This window comes from Arenibacter catalasegens, assembly GCF_002909235.1.
In the GTDB taxonomy this organism is placed as follows: Bacteria; Bacteroidota; Bacteroidia; order Flavobacteriales; family Flavobacteriaceae; genus Arenibacter; species Arenibacter catalasegens.
Genome location: NZ_PHQQ01000001.1, coordinates 241,238 through 259,668, shown reverse-complemented (window position 1 = coordinate 259,668; position 18,431 = coordinate 241,238). Strand labels below are relative to the sequence as shown.

18 protein-coding genes are annotated in these 18,431 nt (G+C 35.2%); 13 read left to right on the top strand and 5 right to left on the bottom strand.

Going from position 1 to position 18,431, the window contains the following annotated elements:
* Positions 1-3: 3 nt before the first annotated feature.
* The 3 genes from nadB to CWD90_RS01195 form a co-directional block, all read right to left on the bottom strand.
* Positions 4-1,593 carry an L-aspartate oxidase gene (gene nadB, locus CWD90_RS01205; RefSeq protein WP_103474098.1) on the bottom strand — a complete coding sequence of 530 codons (1,590 nt, stop codon included), beginning with the start codon at positions 1,591-1,593 and terminating at the stop codon, positions 4-6.
* Position 1,594: 1 nt separating this feature from the next.
* Positions 1,595-2,521 carry a quinolinate synthase NadA gene (gene nadA, locus CWD90_RS01200; protein WP_103474097.1) on the bottom strand — a complete coding sequence of 309 codons (927 nt, stop codon included), beginning with the start codon at positions 2,519-2,521 and terminating at the stop codon, positions 1,595-1,597.
* Between the two features lie 803 nt (positions 2,522-3,324).
* Positions 3,325-3,546: a hypothetical protein gene (locus CWD90_RS01195; protein WP_103474096.1), complete on the bottom strand. Its 222-nt coding sequence runs from the start codon at positions 3,544-3,546 to the stop codon at positions 3,325-3,327.
* Positions 3,547-3,705: 159 nt separating this feature from the next.
* Here CWD90_RS01195 and CWD90_RS01190 point away from each other — a divergent pair, with 159 nt between their 5' ends.
* From CWD90_RS01190 to CWD90_RS01155, 7 genes are all read left to right on the top strand, one after another.
* On the top strand, positions 3,706-4,962 hold the full coding sequence (locus tag CWD90_RS01190; RefSeq protein ID WP_103474095.1) for a tyrosine-type recombinase/integrase: 1,257 nt from the start codon (positions 3,706-3,708) through the stop codon (positions 4,960-4,962).
* Positions 4,963-5,982 (top strand): hypothetical protein, encoded by a 1,020-nt coding sequence (locus tag CWD90_RS01185; protein ID WP_103474094.1) that lies wholly within the window; start codon positions 4,963-4,965, stop codon positions 5,980-5,982.
* Positions 5,983-6,078: 96 nt separating this feature from the next.
* Positions 6,079-6,423: a helix-turn-helix transcriptional regulator gene (locus tag CWD90_RS01180; protein WP_103474093.1), complete on the top strand. Its 345-nt coding sequence runs from the start codon at positions 6,079-6,081 to the stop codon at positions 6,421-6,423.
* 8 nt (positions 6,424-6,431) lie between these two features.
* The gene (locus CWD90_RS01175; RefSeq protein WP_103474092.1) at positions 6,432-6,863 is read left to right on the top strand and encodes a hypothetical protein; all 432 of its coding nucleotides are present in this window, start codon (positions 6,432-6,434) and stop codon (positions 6,861-6,863) included.
* A complete protein-coding gene (locus CWD90_RS01170; RefSeq protein WP_103474091.1) occupies positions 6,863-9,259 on the top strand; it encodes a hypothetical protein in 2,397 nt (798 codons plus the stop codon). Before CWD90_RS01175 ends, CWD90_RS01170 begins: the two co-directional genes overlap by 1 nt.
* Before the next feature lie 937 nt (positions 9,260-10,196).
* Positions 10,197-12,425: a hypothetical protein gene (locus tag CWD90_RS01165; RefSeq protein ID WP_103474090.1), complete on the top strand. Its 2,229-nt coding sequence runs from the start codon at positions 10,197-10,199 to the stop codon at positions 12,423-12,425.
* A 466-nt stretch (positions 12,426-12,891) separates the two neighbouring features.
* The gene (locus CWD90_RS01155) at positions 12,892-13,152 is read left to right on the top strand and encodes a hypothetical protein (protein WP_103474088.1); all 261 of its coding nucleotides are present in this window, start codon (positions 12,892-12,894) and stop codon (positions 13,150-13,152) included.
* A 1-nt stretch (position 13,153) separates the two neighbouring features.
* On the opposite strand, the gene CWD90_RS01150 is transcribed toward CWD90_RS01155, so the two are convergent.
* Complete coding sequence (locus CWD90_RS01150) at positions 13,154-13,453, bottom strand: helix-turn-helix domain-containing protein (protein WP_103474087.1); 300 nt, start codon at positions 13,451-13,453, stop codon at positions 13,154-13,156.
* A 133-nt stretch (positions 13,454-13,586) separates the two neighbouring features.
* Between CWD90_RS01150 and CWD90_RS01145 the strand changes: the two genes are divergently transcribed.
* The 5 genes from CWD90_RS01145 to CWD90_RS01120 all read left to right on the top strand — a co-directional run bounded on the left by CWD90_RS01145 (position 13,587) and on the right by CWD90_RS01120 (position 16,269).
* Complete coding sequence (locus CWD90_RS01145) at positions 13,587-13,880, top strand: hypothetical protein (RefSeq protein WP_103474086.1); 294 nt, start codon at positions 13,587-13,589, stop codon at positions 13,878-13,880.
* 5 nt (positions 13,881-13,885) lie between these two features.
* A complete protein-coding gene (locus CWD90_RS01140) occupies positions 13,886-14,191 on the top strand; it encodes an SH3 beta-barrel fold-containing protein (protein ID WP_192877973.1) in 306 nt (101 codons plus the stop codon).
* 19 nt (positions 14,192-14,210) lie between these two features.
* A complete protein-coding gene (locus CWD90_RS01135; protein ID WP_103474084.1) occupies positions 14,211-14,546 on the top strand; it encodes a hypothetical protein in 336 nt (111 codons plus the stop codon).
* A gap of 152 nt (positions 14,547-14,698) precedes the next feature.
* Positions 14,699-14,986, top strand: a complete 288-nt coding sequence (locus CWD90_RS01130; protein ID WP_103474083.1) for a hypothetical protein — start codon at positions 14,699-14,701, stop codon at positions 14,984-14,986.
* A 722-nt stretch (positions 14,987-15,708) separates the two neighbouring features.
* Positions 15,709-16,269 (top strand): hypothetical protein, encoded by a 561-nt coding sequence (locus CWD90_RS01120; protein ID WP_103474081.1) that lies wholly within the window; start codon positions 15,709-15,711, stop codon positions 16,267-16,269.
* A gap of 94 nt (positions 16,270-16,363) precedes the next feature.
* Here CWD90_RS01120 and CWD90_RS01115 read toward each other — a convergent pair whose 3' ends face one another.
* On the bottom strand, positions 16,364-16,684 hold the full coding sequence (locus CWD90_RS01115) for a lipocalin family protein (protein WP_103474080.1): 321 nt from the start codon (positions 16,682-16,684) through the stop codon (positions 16,364-16,366).
* 276 nt (positions 16,685-16,960) lie between these two features.
* Between CWD90_RS01115 and CWD90_RS01110 the strand changes: the two genes are divergently transcribed.
* Positions 16,961-18,385, top strand: a complete 1,425-nt coding sequence (locus tag CWD90_RS01110; protein ID WP_103474079.1) for a DUF4041 domain-containing protein — start codon at positions 16,961-16,963, stop codon at positions 18,383-18,385.
* Positions 18,386-18,431: the final 46 nt, after the last annotated feature.

Here is an 18,431-nt window from a genome sequence, read left to right as displayed (position 1 = left end):
GATTTACAGTAGATCTTTTATCAGGCTATCTTTACCTGTCCGTACATTGTCTACATTGTAATAACCACCTTTATTATCCTTTCTTTCCAAGGATTGATGAATAATTAAATGCGCTACATTCACCATGTTTCTTAATTCACAGAGCGCTGTGTTGATTTTTACGCCTTTATAAAGTTCCTCGACCTCATTGTAAATTAGATCAAGATGACGAACAGCTTTTATTAAACGGTTGTTGCTCCTTACAATTCCTACATAGTCCCGCATGAGTGCCTGCAACTGTATAAGGTTGTGTTGGATGAGAACATATTCCTTGGTCAAGCTAGTTCCTTCATCATTCCATTCGGGAATTGAAGTGTAGACGGGGTCTACTGGATGTGCAGTTTGATATTCAAAAATATTATGGGCGTAAACTAAAGCTTCCAATAGGGAATTGGATGCCAACCTGTTGGCTCCGTGCAATCCTGTTCTAGAGCATTCGCCGCAGGCATATAAGTTGGCTACTGAAGTTTTTCCGTTCTTATCCACGACAATGCCACCACATAAGTAGTGTGAAGCTGGGGCTACTGGAATCCAATCCTTTTCAATATCAATATGGTTGGTCAAACATTCTTCATAAATATTTGGAAAATGATTTTTGAAGACATCGATATCTAGGTGGGTGCAGTCTAAAAAGACATGGGTATCCCCGGATTTTTTCAACTCTTTGTCAATACTCTGGGATACGATATCCCTAGAGGCCAATTCTGCCCTATCATCGTAAGTTGGCATAAACCTATGTCCACTTTTATTTCGTAAGAAGGCACCTAAACCCCTGACCGCTTCGGAAATCAGAAAAGAGCGCCCATTTTTATTGCTATACAGGGCCGTGGGATGAAACTGTACAAACTCCATATCCTTAATTTTAGCTTTTGCCCTATAGGCCATTGCTATTCCGTCTCCTGTTGCTATTGCAGGATTTGTGGTATGACCATAAACGCTACCTATGCCGCCCGATGCCAATAATGTGCTATCTGCTCTTATCGTAATTATTTCTTCTGTCTTTTGGTCTAATACATAAGCTCCGTAACAGGATATGTTTTTGGATTCCGGAATATTAAGATGATGTTCCGTAATGAGGTCCAATACAAAATGATAGGATAAAACGGTGACATTCGATAATTTATGAATTTCTTGCAGCAATACACGCTCTATCTCCAACCCGGTAATATCCTTATGGTGCACCACACGGTATTCCGAGTGTCCTCCTTCGATTCCTAAATCTAGCCTACCAGAATCATTAATATCAAAACTTGCACCCCAAAGTATTAATTCCTTAAGCCGTTGAGGACCTTCCTTTATGACCATTTCAACCACTGCCTCATCACATAATCCGTCTCCTGCAACCAAGGTGTCTTTAATGTGTTTCTGAAAAGAATCTTCCTCTAAATCCAATACTACTGCAACACCGCCTTGGGCATATTTTGTGTTGGATTCTTGCTCCTCTGCCTTAGTGACTATAATTACGGTCTTATTGGGAAATCTCTGGGCAATTTTTACGGCGTATGTCAATCCTGCCACTCCCGAGCCTATAACAAGAAAATTTGCATGTACCATCCTATATCGATAATTCCAACATTCTTTGAATAGGTTGTAATGCACGTAACCTTATGTCTTTTTGTACTTCAATTTGTGGCGTTTCATTTAAAAGGCAGTCATAGATTTTTTGAAGGGTATTAACTTTCATATAAGCACATTCACTGCAGGCACAGGTGTTATCTTCCTCTGCTGGAGCCGGAATAAGTACGGTAGTAGGGACCTCTAGTTGCATTTTGTGTAAAATACCAGCTTCCGTGGCAACAATAAACTGTTCCTTGGGATGGGTTTTTACATAATTGATCATTCCTGAAGTGGAACCAATGTAGTTGGCAAGATCCAAGATGTGTTCCTCTGATTCGGGATGGGCTATTATTTTTGATTCGGGATAGATCTTATAGAGAGCCAAGAGCTTATCTACGGAAAAAGCCTCGTGTACTACACAGGAGCCGTCCCACAGCAATAGATTACGTCCCGTTTTTTTGCTTATATAGTGCCCCAAATTTTTGTCGGGCGCAAAAATAATTGGTCTGTCCATAGGTACGGACTCAACTATTTTTAAGGCATTGGAGGAGGTACATACAATGTCGCTCATTGCTTTAATTTCTGCAGAACAATTAATATATGTAATAACCAGGTGATCGGGGTGTGCTTTTATGAATTTTGAAAATGCCTCTGGCGGACAAGAATCTGCCAACGAACAACCTGCGTTTAAGTCGGGCAACAGCACTTTTTTAGTCGGATTTAGGATTTTTGCAGTCTCTGCCATAAAGTGTACCCCGGCAAATACAATTATAGAGGCATCGGTTTCAGCGACCCTTTGTGAAAGCCCCAAACTATCCCCAACATAATCGGCGATTTCTTGTATTTCATCGCGCTGGTAATAATGCGCGAGAATTACGGCATTTTTTTCGTGCCTTAACTCGTTGATTCTTTCTTTTAAATCCATAAGATCAAAAATAATTTGAACCGGAAAAGTTAGAAGATTGGATTTGGCTATAAAATGATAAATGTCATAATAAAAATAATCTTTTATTAAAACTCAGAATTAAGAATAATCTTGATACTTTTTAAGGTTGGTATTATGGCGAAGCGAATGTTAATGACATGGTCCAACAAATTAACGTTGGTCAATGCGTAAAGGACACAGTAGATTTTGTAGCTCAAAGGTGGGCTGTTTGGTCAATATATTTGGGTAATACTTTTGGTTTAGAGTAATTTTATTAGGAATACTCGCTTGGCTCATGGACCATTAAAACTCGACTTTGAAGGTGAGGGATTTCAATAGCCATGGGGCTCGTTTTAATGGTTGTTTTATCGCACTGGAGTACTCGCTTCGCTCGTGAACCAGAAAAGCTCCGCTTTGAAGAGGAGGAATTTCAATTATCTTATGGATTGGGTTTTAATACTTGTTTTATAACACTGGAGTACTCGCTTCGCTCGTGAACCAGAAAAGCTCCGCTTTGAAGAGGAGGAATTTCAATTACCTTATGGATTGAGTTTTAATGCTTGTTTTATAACACTGGAGTACTCGCTTCGCTCGTGAACCAGAAAAGGTCCACATTGAAGAGGAGGGATTTCAATAACCTTATGGATGGGGTTTTAATGCTTGTTTTATAACACTGGAGTACTCGCTTCGCTCGTGAACCAGAAAAGCTCCGCTTTGAAAGTCAACAAAAGAAAACTTCACAAGCTAAAAAACAAAAGCAAGCTATGTTTTATAGCTTGCTTTGTTTTCAACTTTTTGTTGACTTATTCGTTACCCTTACCAGGATTACCTGCGGTTTTCCATTGAGCTCCGTCTTGCAAATAAGAAACCACGCAGCTATCGCTGCTTGTTCTTTTTTTTATTCCAAAATTTTGAGTAAACTCCATTTTTCCATAAAAAAAAGAACCACGTCTAAAAAGACGTGGTTTCTTGCTTGTGGTGACCTCGACTGGATTCAAACCAGTAACCTTCTGAGCCGTAATCATAAGTTATTTATTATTGTTGTTATGTGTTTATATCTAAATACCACGTTTTTAGTTGATAACAAGGGGTTTATAAGTTAATAAATATATGGTTATTATTGGTTTATTTATTGTTTTTGTGGGCAAATATGGGTAAATTGTGGGCAAATTAAAATAGTTGTCATGGATTATAAAATATCAATCGTACAGGATAAGCGTAGGCAACTTAAAAATGGCAAGTTTCCCGTTAAGGTCAGAGTTTGGGTAAACGACCTTAAAAAGGCTAAAAGAGTTACTACGGGTGTTGAAATGACGGAAGATGATTTTTTAAATTCATGGGAAAGCAAAAAGAACCCCAATAAATTGAAAGGTAACGATAGGGAGAACTATCAAATGTTGATGAACTTAAGCGATAGGGCAGAGGAATCTGCTAAATCCTTGGATTATTTTGATTTTAAAACCTTCGAGCAAAAACTAAGAAGAAAATCTTCCGATAAAATAAGTGTCGTCTATCATTTTAACAAGGCTATTTCGGAATTTAGAAAAAAAGGCAGAATAGGGGCTGCTGAAAGTTATAATTCTGCCCTAGTATCTTTAATGAAGTATGAAGCCCAAAGAACCAAAGTTTCCAAAGAGTCTTTAACATTCGTTGAGGTTACCCCTAAATGGCTGCACGATTATGAAAGTTACATGATCGATGATCTTGGACGAAGTGTTACCACCGTTGCAATATACACACGTACTTTAAGGGTTATATTCAATAATGCCATTTCTGATAATGATCTAGATAAGAGATATTATCCATTTGGGAAAAAGAAGTATGAGATACCTGAGGAAAAGAAAGTAAAGAAAACACTTATCAGGAGCCAGGTAGAGCTTTTTTATCACGCTATATTACCACCCTTACAAGAAAGGGCCAGAGATTACTGGTTTTTTAGTTATGCCTGTAGTGGAATGAATTTTAAGGATATTGCAATGCTTAAGTTTGAAAACATAGATCAAGGAGAAATATCTTATTACAGGGAAAAGACAAAGATTAAAAAGAGGACCAATAAAAAGAAAATCACTTTTAAGATCAACGATTTGTCTCAAAAGATACTTGATAAGTATAAAACTGAGTATCGAGGTGATAAATCTTATGTCTTTCCTATTTTGGAAGATGGAGATTCCCCAGAGAAAATATTTAGAAAGGTGAACAATTTTATACGGGCTACCAATCAACAGTTAAAACGTATTGCAAAAGAATATGATTTTCCTGAAGGCTTAAGTACGTATTGGGCTAGACATTCCTACGCTACCAACATGATCAATATAGGGGCTAGCATAGAGCTGATTAGCGAAGCTTTGAACCATAGTGATACTAGAGTGACCCAAAATTATTTTGATGGGTTTGAGGACGATAAGAAAAAGGAGTTTTCGGACAAATTAATGAATTTTTAAATGAACATAGAAGATGTTAAGCCTTATGAAAAGGAGATGGTCGATTTACGATCTATTTTTAAAAAAGCTAAGTCATTATTAAATGACGATTCTGTTTATGACAATTGGGTAGAAAAGAATCAAAATGGTATTTGTGTAGACTACCTTAAGGAAACCCCTATCTATCATCCTGACCTTGCATTGATTTTTTTTGGTGACGATGAAATGTTTTTTTTATCTGAAAAAGGAACTGTTTTAGATCGTAATTTATTTAAAGCATATTATCTCAAAGGAGCAATAAAGGGTATCAAGGCTTATCTGAATGAATATCACTTAGCACCTAATAAAAGATTGGGCGACGATTTTGAAAGATGGCGTATGTCTATTACGGCTCTTTATAATAAAGAAGAAATTTTTATAGCACCTTTTCAATATAAACCGGATATCAAGCTCCTAGGGTGTAGATTTGTTAAAGACTACTTTCCTAATAAAATGTCCCTTTTGGGAATTCAGTCTATAGGCTATTATTCAGCTTTGACCAATCGTTTTGAAGAGTTATTTATAGAAGTACCAGGATTATTCGATAGTAGTCTTAATGGTAATTTAAAAAAGGAAAAATCAGATGAGCGAAATGATGATTATTTATCTGTAAACGATTTCAATAATACCGATTTCAAATCTTCGATTAATTTCATAGAATCAACTATTGAAGAGTATTTGGAAGTTTTCAAAGATAACATGTCCGAAAAAAATTACTTGTTATTGGTTAATTCATTGAAATATTATTTTAACAATGGGGCATTTCGGTATACAAATGAGATTATTACTTTTAAATCAAGTCCTAACGTTAAAAAATTCGGATGGATGTTAAAAAGTTTATATCATCATGTTAATGGTGTTCTGGGTACTTTTCCTAAAAACTTACCTACTACATATTTAAAATTTGCTAAACAACATATTTCAATTTATCAAGATGCTGGATATGATGAGAATAACCACATTAAGACTACACTTTATAAATATTTCCATACAAAAGCATAGGTTTTAAGGGTGTTCACCAAAAACACCAAAAACACTTTTTAGACCACCAAAACCACTTCTTACCATTGGGGTATTATTAATTAAAATAGTACAGCAATGGAAGCACTTACACACAATGATTTGCCTAGGGCAACAACGGACTTATTAGCGAAAGCTGATAGAATTATTTCATTATTGTTAAGTCAAACAGTATCCTCCAATGTGAACGAGGATAAATGGATGGACTTAGACGAATTAGTGAAATATGATCCCGAGAAAAGAGCAAAAGCAACATTTTACAGCTACACCCAAAATCCTACTAGCGGGTTGCCTTTTCATAAAAGGGGAAAGAAATTAATCTTTTTGAAGTCTGAAATAGACGCTTGGTTAAAGCAAGGGAAAATTAAGTCCAATTCAGAAATATCCGACGAATTAGACAATCTTTTATCATCTAAAAAATAAAAAAGGCCATGAGAACAACGAATTCTAATGACCTAAAATCTTCTAACGGTGATAAGGTCAAATATAATGAAAATTTAGAACTATTAAAAGCCTTTGTTAGGCAATCTCCATACATATCAAAATTGGAACAACCATCTGTTAGTATGCAATTTGGTATTCCTTACAGTCCAATGGTATTTAGAGAAGAATATTCCAATAGGATAAAGAGATTCCTGTATAGTAATACTTCTACGGCTGCCTATGTAAGTAAGATTACAAGTATACCACAAAAATATATTTGTCAAGTAAAATTTTTACTGGAGGATAAGGGAGAACTCAAGGTCGTTGGCTTTGGAAGATGTCCGGCTACTGGTTCGGCAAACGTTCAATTTCTTTCAACTAATCCAGAAATATGGGACGATCCTAATTTGGTAGATAGGAACGAATTAAAGTTGAGATAATGGTTCTTAGTAAAGAAAAAATGGTAGTTGAGGAATTTGTTCCGATAAATAAATATAGTTACAAGTCAATCGTTAAGAAGTGGAAGGATGATTTCATAAAACGCATTAAAAGGGAATCTCAAAGTAAAAAATACTCATTTGGTTATTTTGATGCGGTTCAGAGGTCATTGGGACATAGAACAAACCTTGATGAATGCATGGTAAGTTATATTGCTTTTATTGATAGCAATCCTTTAAATGGCAATGATTACTTTAAGTATATGGATTCCTATGTCAAAGGTAAGGAACTTAATGTTAAATATTTTAAGCACGATATTAACAAGTTAAGAAGTTATTACAGGAAAGCTGACTTAAATAAAGGTGGTTATAACCCATTTAATATAGAAGCGTATAAATCCTATGTACTTTTTATGATGCTTAAGCTCAATGGTGTTTACCTTATTGAATATGATATTAGTTTTAATGTAAAGCGTAATGATCATAGGGAATACAATCCCTTAACCTCGATTCCAAGTGTTTTAAGAGGGGAGCTTCCATTTATTGTCAAGGAGTATGATATAGAGAGGGCATACCCCACTTTCATTGATATAGAGTTGGGGATTAGTGGCAGGAAAACGGATGTCTACAGTTTACTGGACAAGGTTCAATTTAATACTTTGCTTAATACCCATAAGGGTATCGATAATAGTAATATCGAAAAAGTCAGATCACAGTTAAGACCTATTTACAATGGTAGAACCAATGAAGTAATAACTATAGAAAGGTTTAACAATAAAGGTTTGATGTTCAGGGAGCTTGTTTGTTATGAGGAAAAGGCAATAAATGAATTTGTACTTTCTAATGGACTAGTGGATTATGTTAGGCTGCATGATGGTGTTTTTGTAAAAGAAGAAGTACAATGCGAGAACTTAAGATTTGGACAAATTAATTTTTCAATCAAGGAGAACATTAAGCCAGCTATAGTTAATGAAATCACTACTTTCTATAGCTATAATAACAAAGGTGAGTTGGTGACAACACCGAAGAAATACTCCGACTTTTTTATCCAAGAAAACTTTATAAGGATTTCAGAGCCAGATAACGACAAAATAACCATTTTTAAGGATACGCGTAATGTGGTGTCACCCTTTAATTACAAAACTGATACGCTGCCATATCTTAAGGAAAACATCAATGAATTTTGTACGGATGAAGTAGAGAACAGAATAGCTCGAGACAATTTTAGTGCAATTACAGGAGGGTATTTATTAATACCATCGAAGCTTTTAAAATATCATTCCGATAGTAAAGAATACTTTGGCCTGCCCTTTAAAAATGGTTTTGCCAGGTACACCCATATTGATAATGAAATAAGAATAGTCCCTTATGGTTTGGTTGACGGGTTTTTTGCTCCTCACGCCACACAAGATGTTGATTTTAATTACGATGGGGATTCTGATGCAAGTATTTTTCAATTGTTTCTTACTATGGCATGTATAGGCAAGGACCCCAGAAAAGAAGAGTTGACAAACACGGATAGCAAAATACTATCCAACTTCTGCGCAATGTTCGGGTATTTATGCCATACCTACAAGGATCAATCATTTAGCCCTGCAATAATACTAAGTGATGAGGGCGCTGATGATTCTAGTAGAAATGGTGGGCGGGGAAAAACTATACTAACCAAGGCGGTTTCCTATGTCCAACCAACAATACTAAAAGGGGGGAATGAGTTTGACCCTAAATACACCCATAATTTCGCAGACTTGGATAAAAGTAGAAAGGTTTACATCCTGGATGATGTCCCTGCAGCTTTTAAATATGATGACCTTTACACCAATATTGTAGGCGGGATTAACTGTCAGCGCAAAGGAAAGGCAGCTCAGGCAATAACATTTGAGGAAAGCCCGAAATTCGTAATTACAACTAACTGGTCGGTTAGGTACGACGAAGATAGTAATTCAACGAACAGGCGGTTTTACGAATATAAATTCAGTAGTTATTTTAATCTAAACAATAGGCCGGAACAAGTTTTTGGGCACACCCTTTTTCAGGATTGGGATGATATTGAGTGGAATCGCTTTTATAGGTTCGTCTTTTATTGCGTTGGTCTCTACATGAATGAGGGTTTGCAGCGGATAGAGTACGATAAAGTTGAAGATAATTTTAGAGCAAACTTCAATAGTGATGTTGTTCTTGATGAGTTTGAACGGATTTTTAACCTTATAAAAAATGATACAGAAGGGTTTACGGTCGGTCGGTTTTTAGAACTGTACAAACACCATGAGAACCCATTAAAGTTTGAAGGATATTTTCATAAGAACAATGTTAAGGGATTAATTAATACATACATAAATCATAATAAACTTCCTTACTGTTATTCAAAAGGTGATAGAAAATGGATGAAAGGGATTTAATTCTGGTTGGTTTTAATGTTTGTGGTCGTAATGGATGTAATGATTTTACAACCATATTACAACCGATTTTAAATATTAAAGTATTTGATTTAAAGGGTATTGCAAGGGTTAATTACAACCATGACAACCTTTTTAAAGTTATTCGCGGGAGATTTTAAATTTAATAAGAATCAAATATCTAAATAATTATTATAGAATATAATTAGTCATTCGGTTTTGGTCGTAACGGTTGTAATAATAAATATTAAGATGTTGGTTTTGAGTTGTTTAGTTTGTGTTTGTTGTTGTAATGGAGGTTGTTTTGGCATTACGACCGATACAACCAACCAAGTAATATTGAAAATACCAAGGCAACATCCCTAAGATTACCCTAAGGTTTAATGTTGACAAGTTACAATGTATGACCTATAAATTTACTCGAAAATACTCGAATGATTTACACCTCAAGGTTGAACAACGAGATTACAACGAGGGTTACCCATGTAGAACCGTAATATTACCGTAAGGGTAAACAATGATATTTAATCTGATAACAACGGTAAGGTTACGGTAAGGTTGTCGATTGTTCTTTTATCAAAACTACGTTAGGGTTACGTTAGGGTAGGGCGAGGGTTTCCTAAGGTTTCCCTAAGGAATAACTACGGAAATCTACGGATTCAAGGTCTAGTGAATATTACGGCACGATTACGGCAAGGCTTCGTGAATTGGTAAGAATTGGTAAGATTAGGGCGAGGGTTTTTAAATATCCTTAGTGTAACCTTAGTGCGATTGATCAGTTTAGGCAATCCGCTTATTGCAATGCCGTAATCTTAGGAATTCTTAGGAAAGGCCCATTAGACACAACGGGTATATTACGGGTAGGTTTTTTAGGTCACCTATTTAAAACGATTCTAAATAATAATAATAATAATAATAATATCAAATAAATAATAATACTATGGGAAATTTAGGGCACAATGACAACAACCATGTTTTTGAACTGTCAAGCGAAAACAGGGAACCTCTTGAATTAAAAGAAGATGTTCTTAATTGGGATAATGATGATAAAGCATTTGAGCGTGATAGCGAAGGGGGGGGGACTTTACGAAAGATAAACACAAAGGTCGAGATAGTCGGGGAGGGGGTTAATTACATAGACGGACTGATCAATGTTTATGGGTACAGTGTAAAGGCAGCAATAACAAAGAGGGCAAAAAGTAAAACGAAAATCGGGGAGGATTGGGAATCGCAAACCTACAATCTCGATTTAATGTTAGGCGAGTTCAATGAATCTAACGGCAAAAGACTGTTTTCCGTACCTTTTACTCAAGGTGGGCTTTATGACAGGGTTAGGTCAAGGATTTCAAATACCTACGATCTGGTAAATACTAAAAGTGCCGACAACAAGGATATAACCGAATTATCAACGATCACCGAGCAAGTGACAGGCCGTGAAATTTACCGTAAAACAGAATTGGAGGTAGATGATTATGTGGCGCAGGAAGTAACTTTTACAGGCAGCGGTGAAGATACTGTTAGGGCAGTACCTTTTCAATTAAAGAACGACGCAACTAGTGACCCTGGACACATAGACGGGACTTCGGAAGGTAGTGATAAAGTTTATTATTCAAGTGACACATACCAAGAAGGAAGCGTAGGCACTTTGCTTTATTTCGATGCAGACCAAAACAAGACATTGACGCTTAACGGGAAGATATTGGTCAGGATATTGGATACGAATGCGGGGTATCTTGAAATCGAAGAGGTAAGATATAAAAAGGTTGCAGATGTATTGGTATATGTGGATGGTAGCAGGACACAATTAGGGCTTGTTGATACGGGCGGTACTTTGAACGAAGGGGAGGTAATATTTGATGATTACCCTATTTCATTGCAAGAGGGCGAAAGTGTTGCTATTGTCTGCCATGTTCATAATAGCGGGGGCGGTAGTCCAACGGTCAAATGGGAATACCAAGACACGGCTTTAACAATTGAGAGCAGTTCTATATTCCCAAGTTCGGAAGCAAAGACACTATTACCACATGAGATATTCGACAGGCTTTTAGAGAAGATTACAGGAGAAAAGGGGCTGTTTAAATCCAATCTATTCGGCAGACAAGATATAGGATATAACGAAGATGGGGAGTGGTCATTATTGGGTGTAGGTTCTGGTTTCTGGGCTAGGGGTTTTGATTTAGGAACACAAAGAAAAGATGCTAATGGGGAACTGATACCATTTAAACAATTCAACACAAGCCTAAAGGATGCCTACGAATCTTATTATATGGCTTTGCCTTTAATGTGGTCAATAGAGGAAGTAAACGGAAAGGAATATTTCAGGCTTGAAAAATACGAATATACACAACAGGACTTTGTAGGGGTTAAGTTGGGTAGGACGGTTAATAATCAATTTCAATACATATCGGCAAGCAATGCCAAGAGGACATTTTTAACCGATAACTTTTACACTAAAGTAGAGATAGGATACGAAAAAGGGGGGAGCGGATATGAGGAAGTTTTTGGACTTACAGCACCACATGGTAAAGCGGAGTATAACACCTCTTTAAAAGACCAACCCGCAAACACTTACTCAAAGGTAAGCAAGATCAGGGCGGATCTGGAAGCCTACGAACTTGCTAGGATAAAACCATCAAGATTGTTTCAGGACGAAGATACCCCCTACGATCAAGATTTATTCTTTAGGCATTTAAAAAAAGTGGGTACTGCATATTATTTAAGGACTTGGCAAGATGATTTTTCAGAACTACCATCTGGCGGTATTTTTTCACCTGAAACAACTGGAAACTTATTGCTAACTCCTTTTAATTGCTTAAAAAGACACAGTAGGTTAATAGCCACAAGCGTATACGGAGAGCCTTATGGTCATTTAACATTTGCATCTTCAAACTGTTACACTAGTTTAATACTTGATGGTGTTTCTGAAAATTCAAGCGTACTCAATAAAGACTTGGGAGAGCCTTTTATAAATGGTCAGTTAATGACTTTTGACGGGTTTGTATATCCCGAAACAGTAGAACAGTTGGAAGGTAAAACTTTTGTAAATGGTGAGTACATCCCCAACTGGTACGGACTTTTTGAATTTGAATTAAATAATAGGTTAGTGAGGGGTAAACTAATCAAAAGTACTATCAACGGAAATAGTAAGCATGAAATAGCCTTGGTGTAATTGGAAGGATGGTATTGTATCAAATATGTGCAATACCATTAAACCGCTTATTCTAAGTCTACATTATCAGAAGTGTTTGATTCCTTCTTAATTGTAACAACGGGTTCTTTAGTATTAATAAGGTTGACCGTTCGGTTATCGTGGTAATGGTGATGTACGGATTTATCTATAATGGTTGGCGGCTTATAGGATGTGTAATCGTCTTCTGGTTTGATAAACAAATCAAATATCGCAAGAAAAATTAACCTTCCTAAAAGTCCAGCCCCTATAATAAACCCCAAAACAAGAAAAACTCCAAGCATTAGAACAGTATTGGTGTTTCACAATAATTTACGTTATACCTTTAAAAATAGTCTTTTTTCTTGATTCATCCTGAGTTGATCATGGATAATGTTTTAAGATCGAGGTTATTGAGTTGAAAATATGATTATATTTAAGGCTAATAATTAATAATAATGGTATCGAAATGGAAACACTATTAATCGATAAACACGTCCTTCAAAGTCTTTTAGGATTACAAAGGCAGGATATTAGAAAGGGTATTTGTACTACAGCAGAAGCTATGGAAATACTCGGACTCAGTAGTGCCGATTTTCAGAAAGAGAGATGTTCTAAAGGTTCATTAGTAAAACCTTCCCATAAGAAAAGGGGGAAGTTTATTTACAGTAGTATTATCAAAGAATTTGAACGTATCCATGGAACTAAATATCAAGACGCCATAATCTAAGTTAGTTTCCCTTTATTTTTTCGATTAGTTCTTCGAGGTCCGCTAAGGACAGGACTCTATACACCTCATCTTCATATTCAATAAATCCGTTCACAATAGCCCCGCCTTTTGTCGGTCTGAACAATTCCCTTACATCGACTTCCAATTCTTTGGCAATAGACAATAGTAAATCAGGTTTTGGAAAACTATTCCCCTGAACAATATTAGAGATACTTACAGGGCTAACGCCTACAGTCTCCGCTAAGTCCTTTCCGGATATCCCTTTTTTACCTAAAATTTCCTTTAATCTTAATAATTCCATATCAATACAATTTATTCAAAGATACAAAATTAAAGCAATGCTATAATTAAATATGTTAAAATTAAAGTATTACTTGTTTAATATTAAAGTATTACCTATATTTGATTATAATTATTAATGTAACACTTTAATTATGGTAGCATCAGAATTTAAAACAGAAATGAAAAGCATAAAAGATTTGCTTATCGGTAAAACTATCAAAGTGAGTTTTATAAATGGAAATAACATTGCAAGTTTCAGCTTTGATACTTTGAAAGGATTTGGAAACGCCATACTCGAGTTTGAAAAATTAGGTGCAAACTTTGGGTTTATCAAAGTGGGAAACAACCTAATAGAGAAACCAACAAGAGACCATAAAGAATTATTAAACCGGTTAAATAACGGTGTATGGGATAACATACACTTCTTAGCAAAAACTATAAACTAAATATTATGAACTTCAGGACTCAAGTATTCAAAAGGGCACACGTAATGGCTCAAGAAACAGGAAAGGCTTTTTCAATTTGTTTGGTAAAAGCATGGCAACTGTACAGACTAAAAAAAGCAATGTTAAAAGGTATGGTCAAGTTTGCATTTGAAAAGACTGACGGATCATTACGCTATGCCTTAGGTACGCTCAATGTGAATTGGGAATCTAAGGGGACTAGGGAGCCAAATTATAAATCAGTTCCATATTTTGATATAGAAGCTAAAGGATTTAGAAGTTTTAAGTCCGAGAACCTAATAAGAATCTATTAATTAATTTAACACTAATATTATGAGCAAACAGCACGAAATGAGTACAGCAAACAAATTACTAATGATCCAGGGTATAAGCTTGATGCAGGACGGTATGCAGTTCCTAGAATGGATGGACGATTATAAGGACACTAATACGATTGATGCCCTTACCATTTTAAGGGACAGATTCGCATATTTCAGGGAATGTGCTTTTACCGATGGTGCCCACGACCATTTAGTAATTGATAAGATGAAAGGACTTTCTAAAAATATTCAATTGGGGTACACAACAAAGGCAGATATCGATAAAAGGCTAAACGAGCTTAGAGTAATCGTCAGGGATGAATATAATGCTGAAAACAAATCAGCTTAACGATATTGGTTATAACAATTGACAGGAGGGTTTACGATGGTTTGCCCTCTTTTAGTTTAGTAAATCGAAACAATACGCGCGCATGTACGCGCGTACTGTTTTACTTTTTAGATAATGAGAATAATTAATTGAGTTTTCCCACCCTATAAAAAATGAAATCAACACACGGAGTAAAACCACATCCCTCAATTAGAAAAAGGGTTTTTAATGGTAAGCCCATTAATAATACCAGGAGGGTAGAACGGATATTATTATTGATCAAGTATCTTTCAGAGTTTAGAACCATTAACCAGATTAAGAACTATTTAGATATACATGAAAAATCTGTACAAAGATATCTTAACCTTTTGGTGCAACTGGGTTTTGATGTTGATGTCATGCATTCCAAGCTCTACAAATACAGAATTGGCAATGTAAAGGAGTATTTCCAAGTAACATAATAAAAGACTTTTGCAGGGTCATAACGCGCGCGTATCGTTCGCGAAATACTTTTTACAATTATTTAATGAAGATTTTTTCGAGGTCACAACACGCGCAACAGATAGCAACGAAGTATTTTAAACAACTACGCGCGAGACAGATGGGAATGAAGTTGGTTAACTAGATACAACTAATTCAATATAGTTTTGCTTTCTCTTCGTAGTTGATAGAGCGTTCTTTTTTGGGCTTTGATTTATCTTTGGGCATTTCACAAATATACGTTAAAACTTAAGTGGTATTATACTAAGGATTAGTTAAATACGTTATTTTTTTATAACTTATATCGTATACAAAGAAACATATATGACGAGCAACGATAACGATATGTTTCAATAAACTATAAGAAATATCTATTGAAAACATTGTTTTTATAGCGTCTAAATTAATTAAGTTTGCTGTCACTTTATCGTAATTTTATTATAAATATGGCGAGTAAATTGTATAATTGTTCTATATTTAGGTGTGGTATAAATATAATAACTGCAAAAATGGGAGTTTTAAAAAGTAATAATAATCGTTTTTCGTCTAATGGAGACCATAAATCTAATGTAAAGTCCAAGGGGCAGAGATTGGGTTGGGTATCTTTGAAAGATGCTAAAACTATTACTCTAGACCCTAGTTCTGTTCAGGCAGGTGAAGTGGTTAGAAGGCGCACCAAGTCTTCTCCTCTTCTTGTTCCTTAATGAAAATAACCAGTAAAGGTTATATTCCTAAATTTATTCAAACACATCCTGTAAGAGATGACACGCGTCATCTTAAAACTTACGTATACAAGTTTTTCTCACCGGAAACAAAATTACAATATGTTCTTACAGCTGAATATTATGACTATGATTTTTTTGCTATAAAATTTTATGCTAAAAAAGATAGAAGGAGTGATAGCAAATATTCTAAAGTCATAAATAAAGGTGATGTTGCTAATATTTTAGTTACATGCGCTAATCTAGTTCCAATATTATTGGCTGACTTTCCTAATGCAAGTTTTGGTTTTATAGGTTCAAGAACAATCGATGTATACGCAGCCAAAGTAGAGGGGTATTCAGATAATCAAAGGTTCAGGCTTTATTGCTATCATATACCTCAACTAATAGGGCATAAAAATTTTGAACATAGATCATACACTAATGTAAGCGCGTACATGCTTTTGAACAAAAAAAATGAAAGTACTAAAGATTTAGAAAAGAGTATTAGGGTTATGATAATTAACACTTACCCTAATATTCTTAATATCACAAGCACTTAGTTAGATGCTTGTAACTCAAAACACTCTCACTACTCTCTAGGAACTGCCCAAAGCGTAATAGACGTTAACCTACGATTTATCGATTAAAATGTCGTTAGTATTTAGAACCTTCATCCATTGTAACTAGGACCAACTCATCGTTTGATAGCTTGATGATATCGGCTATCTTATACGAACTTCCATCGTCTCTTAAAAAAGATATTTGATTGCCCTTAAGTTTGTATTGGCTAGTTTCGGAATCATCGACACATGAGGAAACAAAGAACTGGACAAACTCACCTCCACTTGTAAATTCAATGTACCATTCTTTTATTGTAGGACAATTTTCATTGTCAAATGATTGGTCTGGTACATATCTTTCTCCATCTTTAAGGTAATAATCGTAGTACCACTTTCCTATGATGGTCGACTCCAATTTTTCTACATCGGAATCACTTTCTTTAGATCAAGAAATAATTAATAAAAGAGCTAAGGACAGTAATACGAGTATTCTTATGGCCTATAATTAAGGGTTGTCGAAAAAAAGGGGAGAACTTTGAAATGTGAATATAAACAAAATAACCATTTAACAATAAAAAGGTAATAGAGGTTATAAAATTTACATTACGGTAATATTACCGTAATGTTTTGACTAAATGAATAAAGTTATAATTCTGTTTTGTAAATTATGCCAAAAAACCGATCTAAACCAATGACAACAGGACTAACCATTACAATTTTAGCTTTAGGAATTGCATTGTTTATTTTACTAAATCACTGTAAAAAAGTAAAGCTCAAACTACATAAGGAAATCGAGAATACGAATTTCCAACTCAACACAAGAATTGAGGAAAACAACAAACTAAAATCTGATTTAACAAGATTTAGTGGAATTGTATCAATTGAGGGCGAGATTGATTTAAAGAATATGGAGTTGTCTGAAATTCAATCAAGTGCCACGGAATTGAATGATAAATTCATAAAGGCAAAATCAATTTTTAAAGAATTGGAGGAAGACATTAGACTTTACCAAAATGATTTAGAATTTGTTGAACTCGGTATTTATGAGCCGATTTTTGATTTAGAAACTTCGGAAAAATATCAAGAAAGGATTACACAAATAGTTACAAGACAAAAGGAGTTGATAAAAGATGGGCGAGCTTGCGTTTGTAATACCCAATGGACTGTTGGTAATAGCAGGAAACAAGGGGAAATAATGACAAGGAGATATATTAATTTAACCTTACGAGCATTCAATGGAGAATGTGACGCATTAATTTCAAAAGTACGCTGGAATAATGTAAGGCGTTTTGAGGAGCGTATTAAAAGAGCTTTTAACGCAATTAATAAACTTGGTCAATCAAACAATACATTTATAATAGACGAGTATTTAAGATTAAAATTGGAGGAGCTTCATTTAATACATGAATTAGCACAAAAAAAGTATCAGGAAAAAGAAGAAGAACGGGCGAATAGGGAAGAACAAAGAGAAGAGGAAAGAGCGCAACGAGAATTTGAAATGGCTAGGAAAAATGCGGAAATGGAAGAAAAGCGTTTTCAAAAAGCTTTAGAACTCGCTAAAAGAGATTTGGGATTGGTCAGCGGAGAAAAGTTGGATGAACTGAATTTGCGAATCGCTCAATTAGAACAGAATTTAAAGGAAGCCCATGAGGCAAAGGAAAGGGCAATTTCAAGAGCTCAAGAAACAAAATCGGGACACGTTTACATAATTTCTAACCTTGGTTCATTTGGAGAAAATGTTTATAAAATTGGAATGACAAGAAGACTTGAGCCATTGGACAGGGTAAAAGAACTAGGAGATGCTTCCGTACCATTTACGTTTGATTTACACGCAATGATTTTTTCGGAAAATGCCCCTGGACTTGAGAACCTATTGCACAAAGAATTTGATGATAGACGCATCAATAAAGTGAATTATAGAAAAGAATATTTTAGAGTATCATTAGACGAAATAGAACAAGTTGTTATTGATAAATATGAAAAGGAAGTCAATTTCATAAAAGTGATAGAAGCTCAACAATTCAGAGAAACAAAATCTATAATAAAACAATTACAGAAGTCCATGGACGAACTTACAGGTATTGAGATTGAGAAGTACCCTGATAGCCTTTTTTGAAGACTAATTGAATCAATAAAATTGTAGTCCATGATTATTAAAGTTT

Excerpts from the sequence above, each read along its gene's own strand:
- nadB (WP_103474098.1), bottom strand. The coding sequence starts at position 1,593 with ATGGTACATGCAAATTTTCTTGTTATAGGCTCGGGAGTGGCAGGATTG.
- nadA (WP_103474097.1), bottom strand. The coding sequence starts at position 2,521 with ATGGATTTAAAAGAAAGAATCAACGAGTTAAGGCACGAAAAAAATGCC.
- CWD90_RS01195 (WP_103474096.1), bottom strand. The coding sequence starts at position 3,546 with ATGATTACGGCTCAGAAGGTTACTGGTTTGAATCCAGTCGAGGTCACC.
- CWD90_RS01190 (WP_103474095.1), top strand. The coding sequence starts at position 3,706 with ATGGATTATAAAATATCAATCGTACAGGATAAGCGTAGGCAACTTAAA.
- CWD90_RS01185 (WP_103474094.1), top strand. The coding sequence starts at position 4,963 with ATGAACATAGAAGATGTTAAGCCTTATGAAAAGGAGATGGTCGATTTA.
- CWD90_RS01180 (WP_103474093.1), top strand. The coding sequence starts at position 6,079 with ATGGAAGCACTTACACACAATGATTTGCCTAGGGCAACAACGGACTTA.
- CWD90_RS01175 (WP_103474092.1), top strand. The coding sequence starts at position 6,432 with ATGAGAACAACGAATTCTAATGACCTAAAATCTTCTAACGGTGATAAG.
- CWD90_RS01170 (WP_103474091.1), top strand. The coding sequence starts at position 6,863 with ATGGTTCTTAGTAAAGAAAAAATGGTAGTTGAGGAATTTGTTCCGATA.
- CWD90_RS01165 (WP_103474090.1), top strand. The coding sequence starts at position 10,197 with ATGGGAAATTTAGGGCACAATGACAACAACCATGTTTTTGAACTGTCA.
- CWD90_RS01155 (WP_103474088.1), top strand. The coding sequence starts at position 12,892 with ATGGAAACACTATTAATCGATAAACACGTCCTTCAAAGTCTTTTAGGA.
- CWD90_RS01150 (WP_103474087.1), bottom strand. The coding sequence starts at position 13,453 with ATGGAATTATTAAGATTAAAGGAAATTTTAGGTAAAAAAGGGATATCC.
- CWD90_RS01145 (WP_103474086.1), top strand. The coding sequence starts at position 13,587 with ATGGTAGCATCAGAATTTAAAACAGAAATGAAAAGCATAAAAGATTTG.
- CWD90_RS01140 (WP_192877973.1), top strand. The coding sequence starts at position 13,886 with ATGAACTTCAGGACTCAAGTATTCAAAAGGGCACACGTAATGGCTCAA.
- CWD90_RS01135 (WP_103474084.1), top strand. The coding sequence starts at position 14,211 with ATGAGCAAACAGCACGAAATGAGTACAGCAAACAAATTACTAATGATC.
- CWD90_RS01130 (WP_103474083.1), top strand. The coding sequence starts at position 14,699 with ATGAAATCAACACACGGAGTAAAACCACATCCCTCAATTAGAAAAAGG.
- CWD90_RS01120 (WP_103474081.1), top strand. The coding sequence starts at position 15,709 with ATGAAAATAACCAGTAAAGGTTATATTCCTAAATTTATTCAAACACAT.
- CWD90_RS01110 (WP_103474079.1), top strand. The coding sequence starts at position 16,961 with ATGACAACAGGACTAACCATTACAATTTTAGCTTTAGGAATTGCATTG.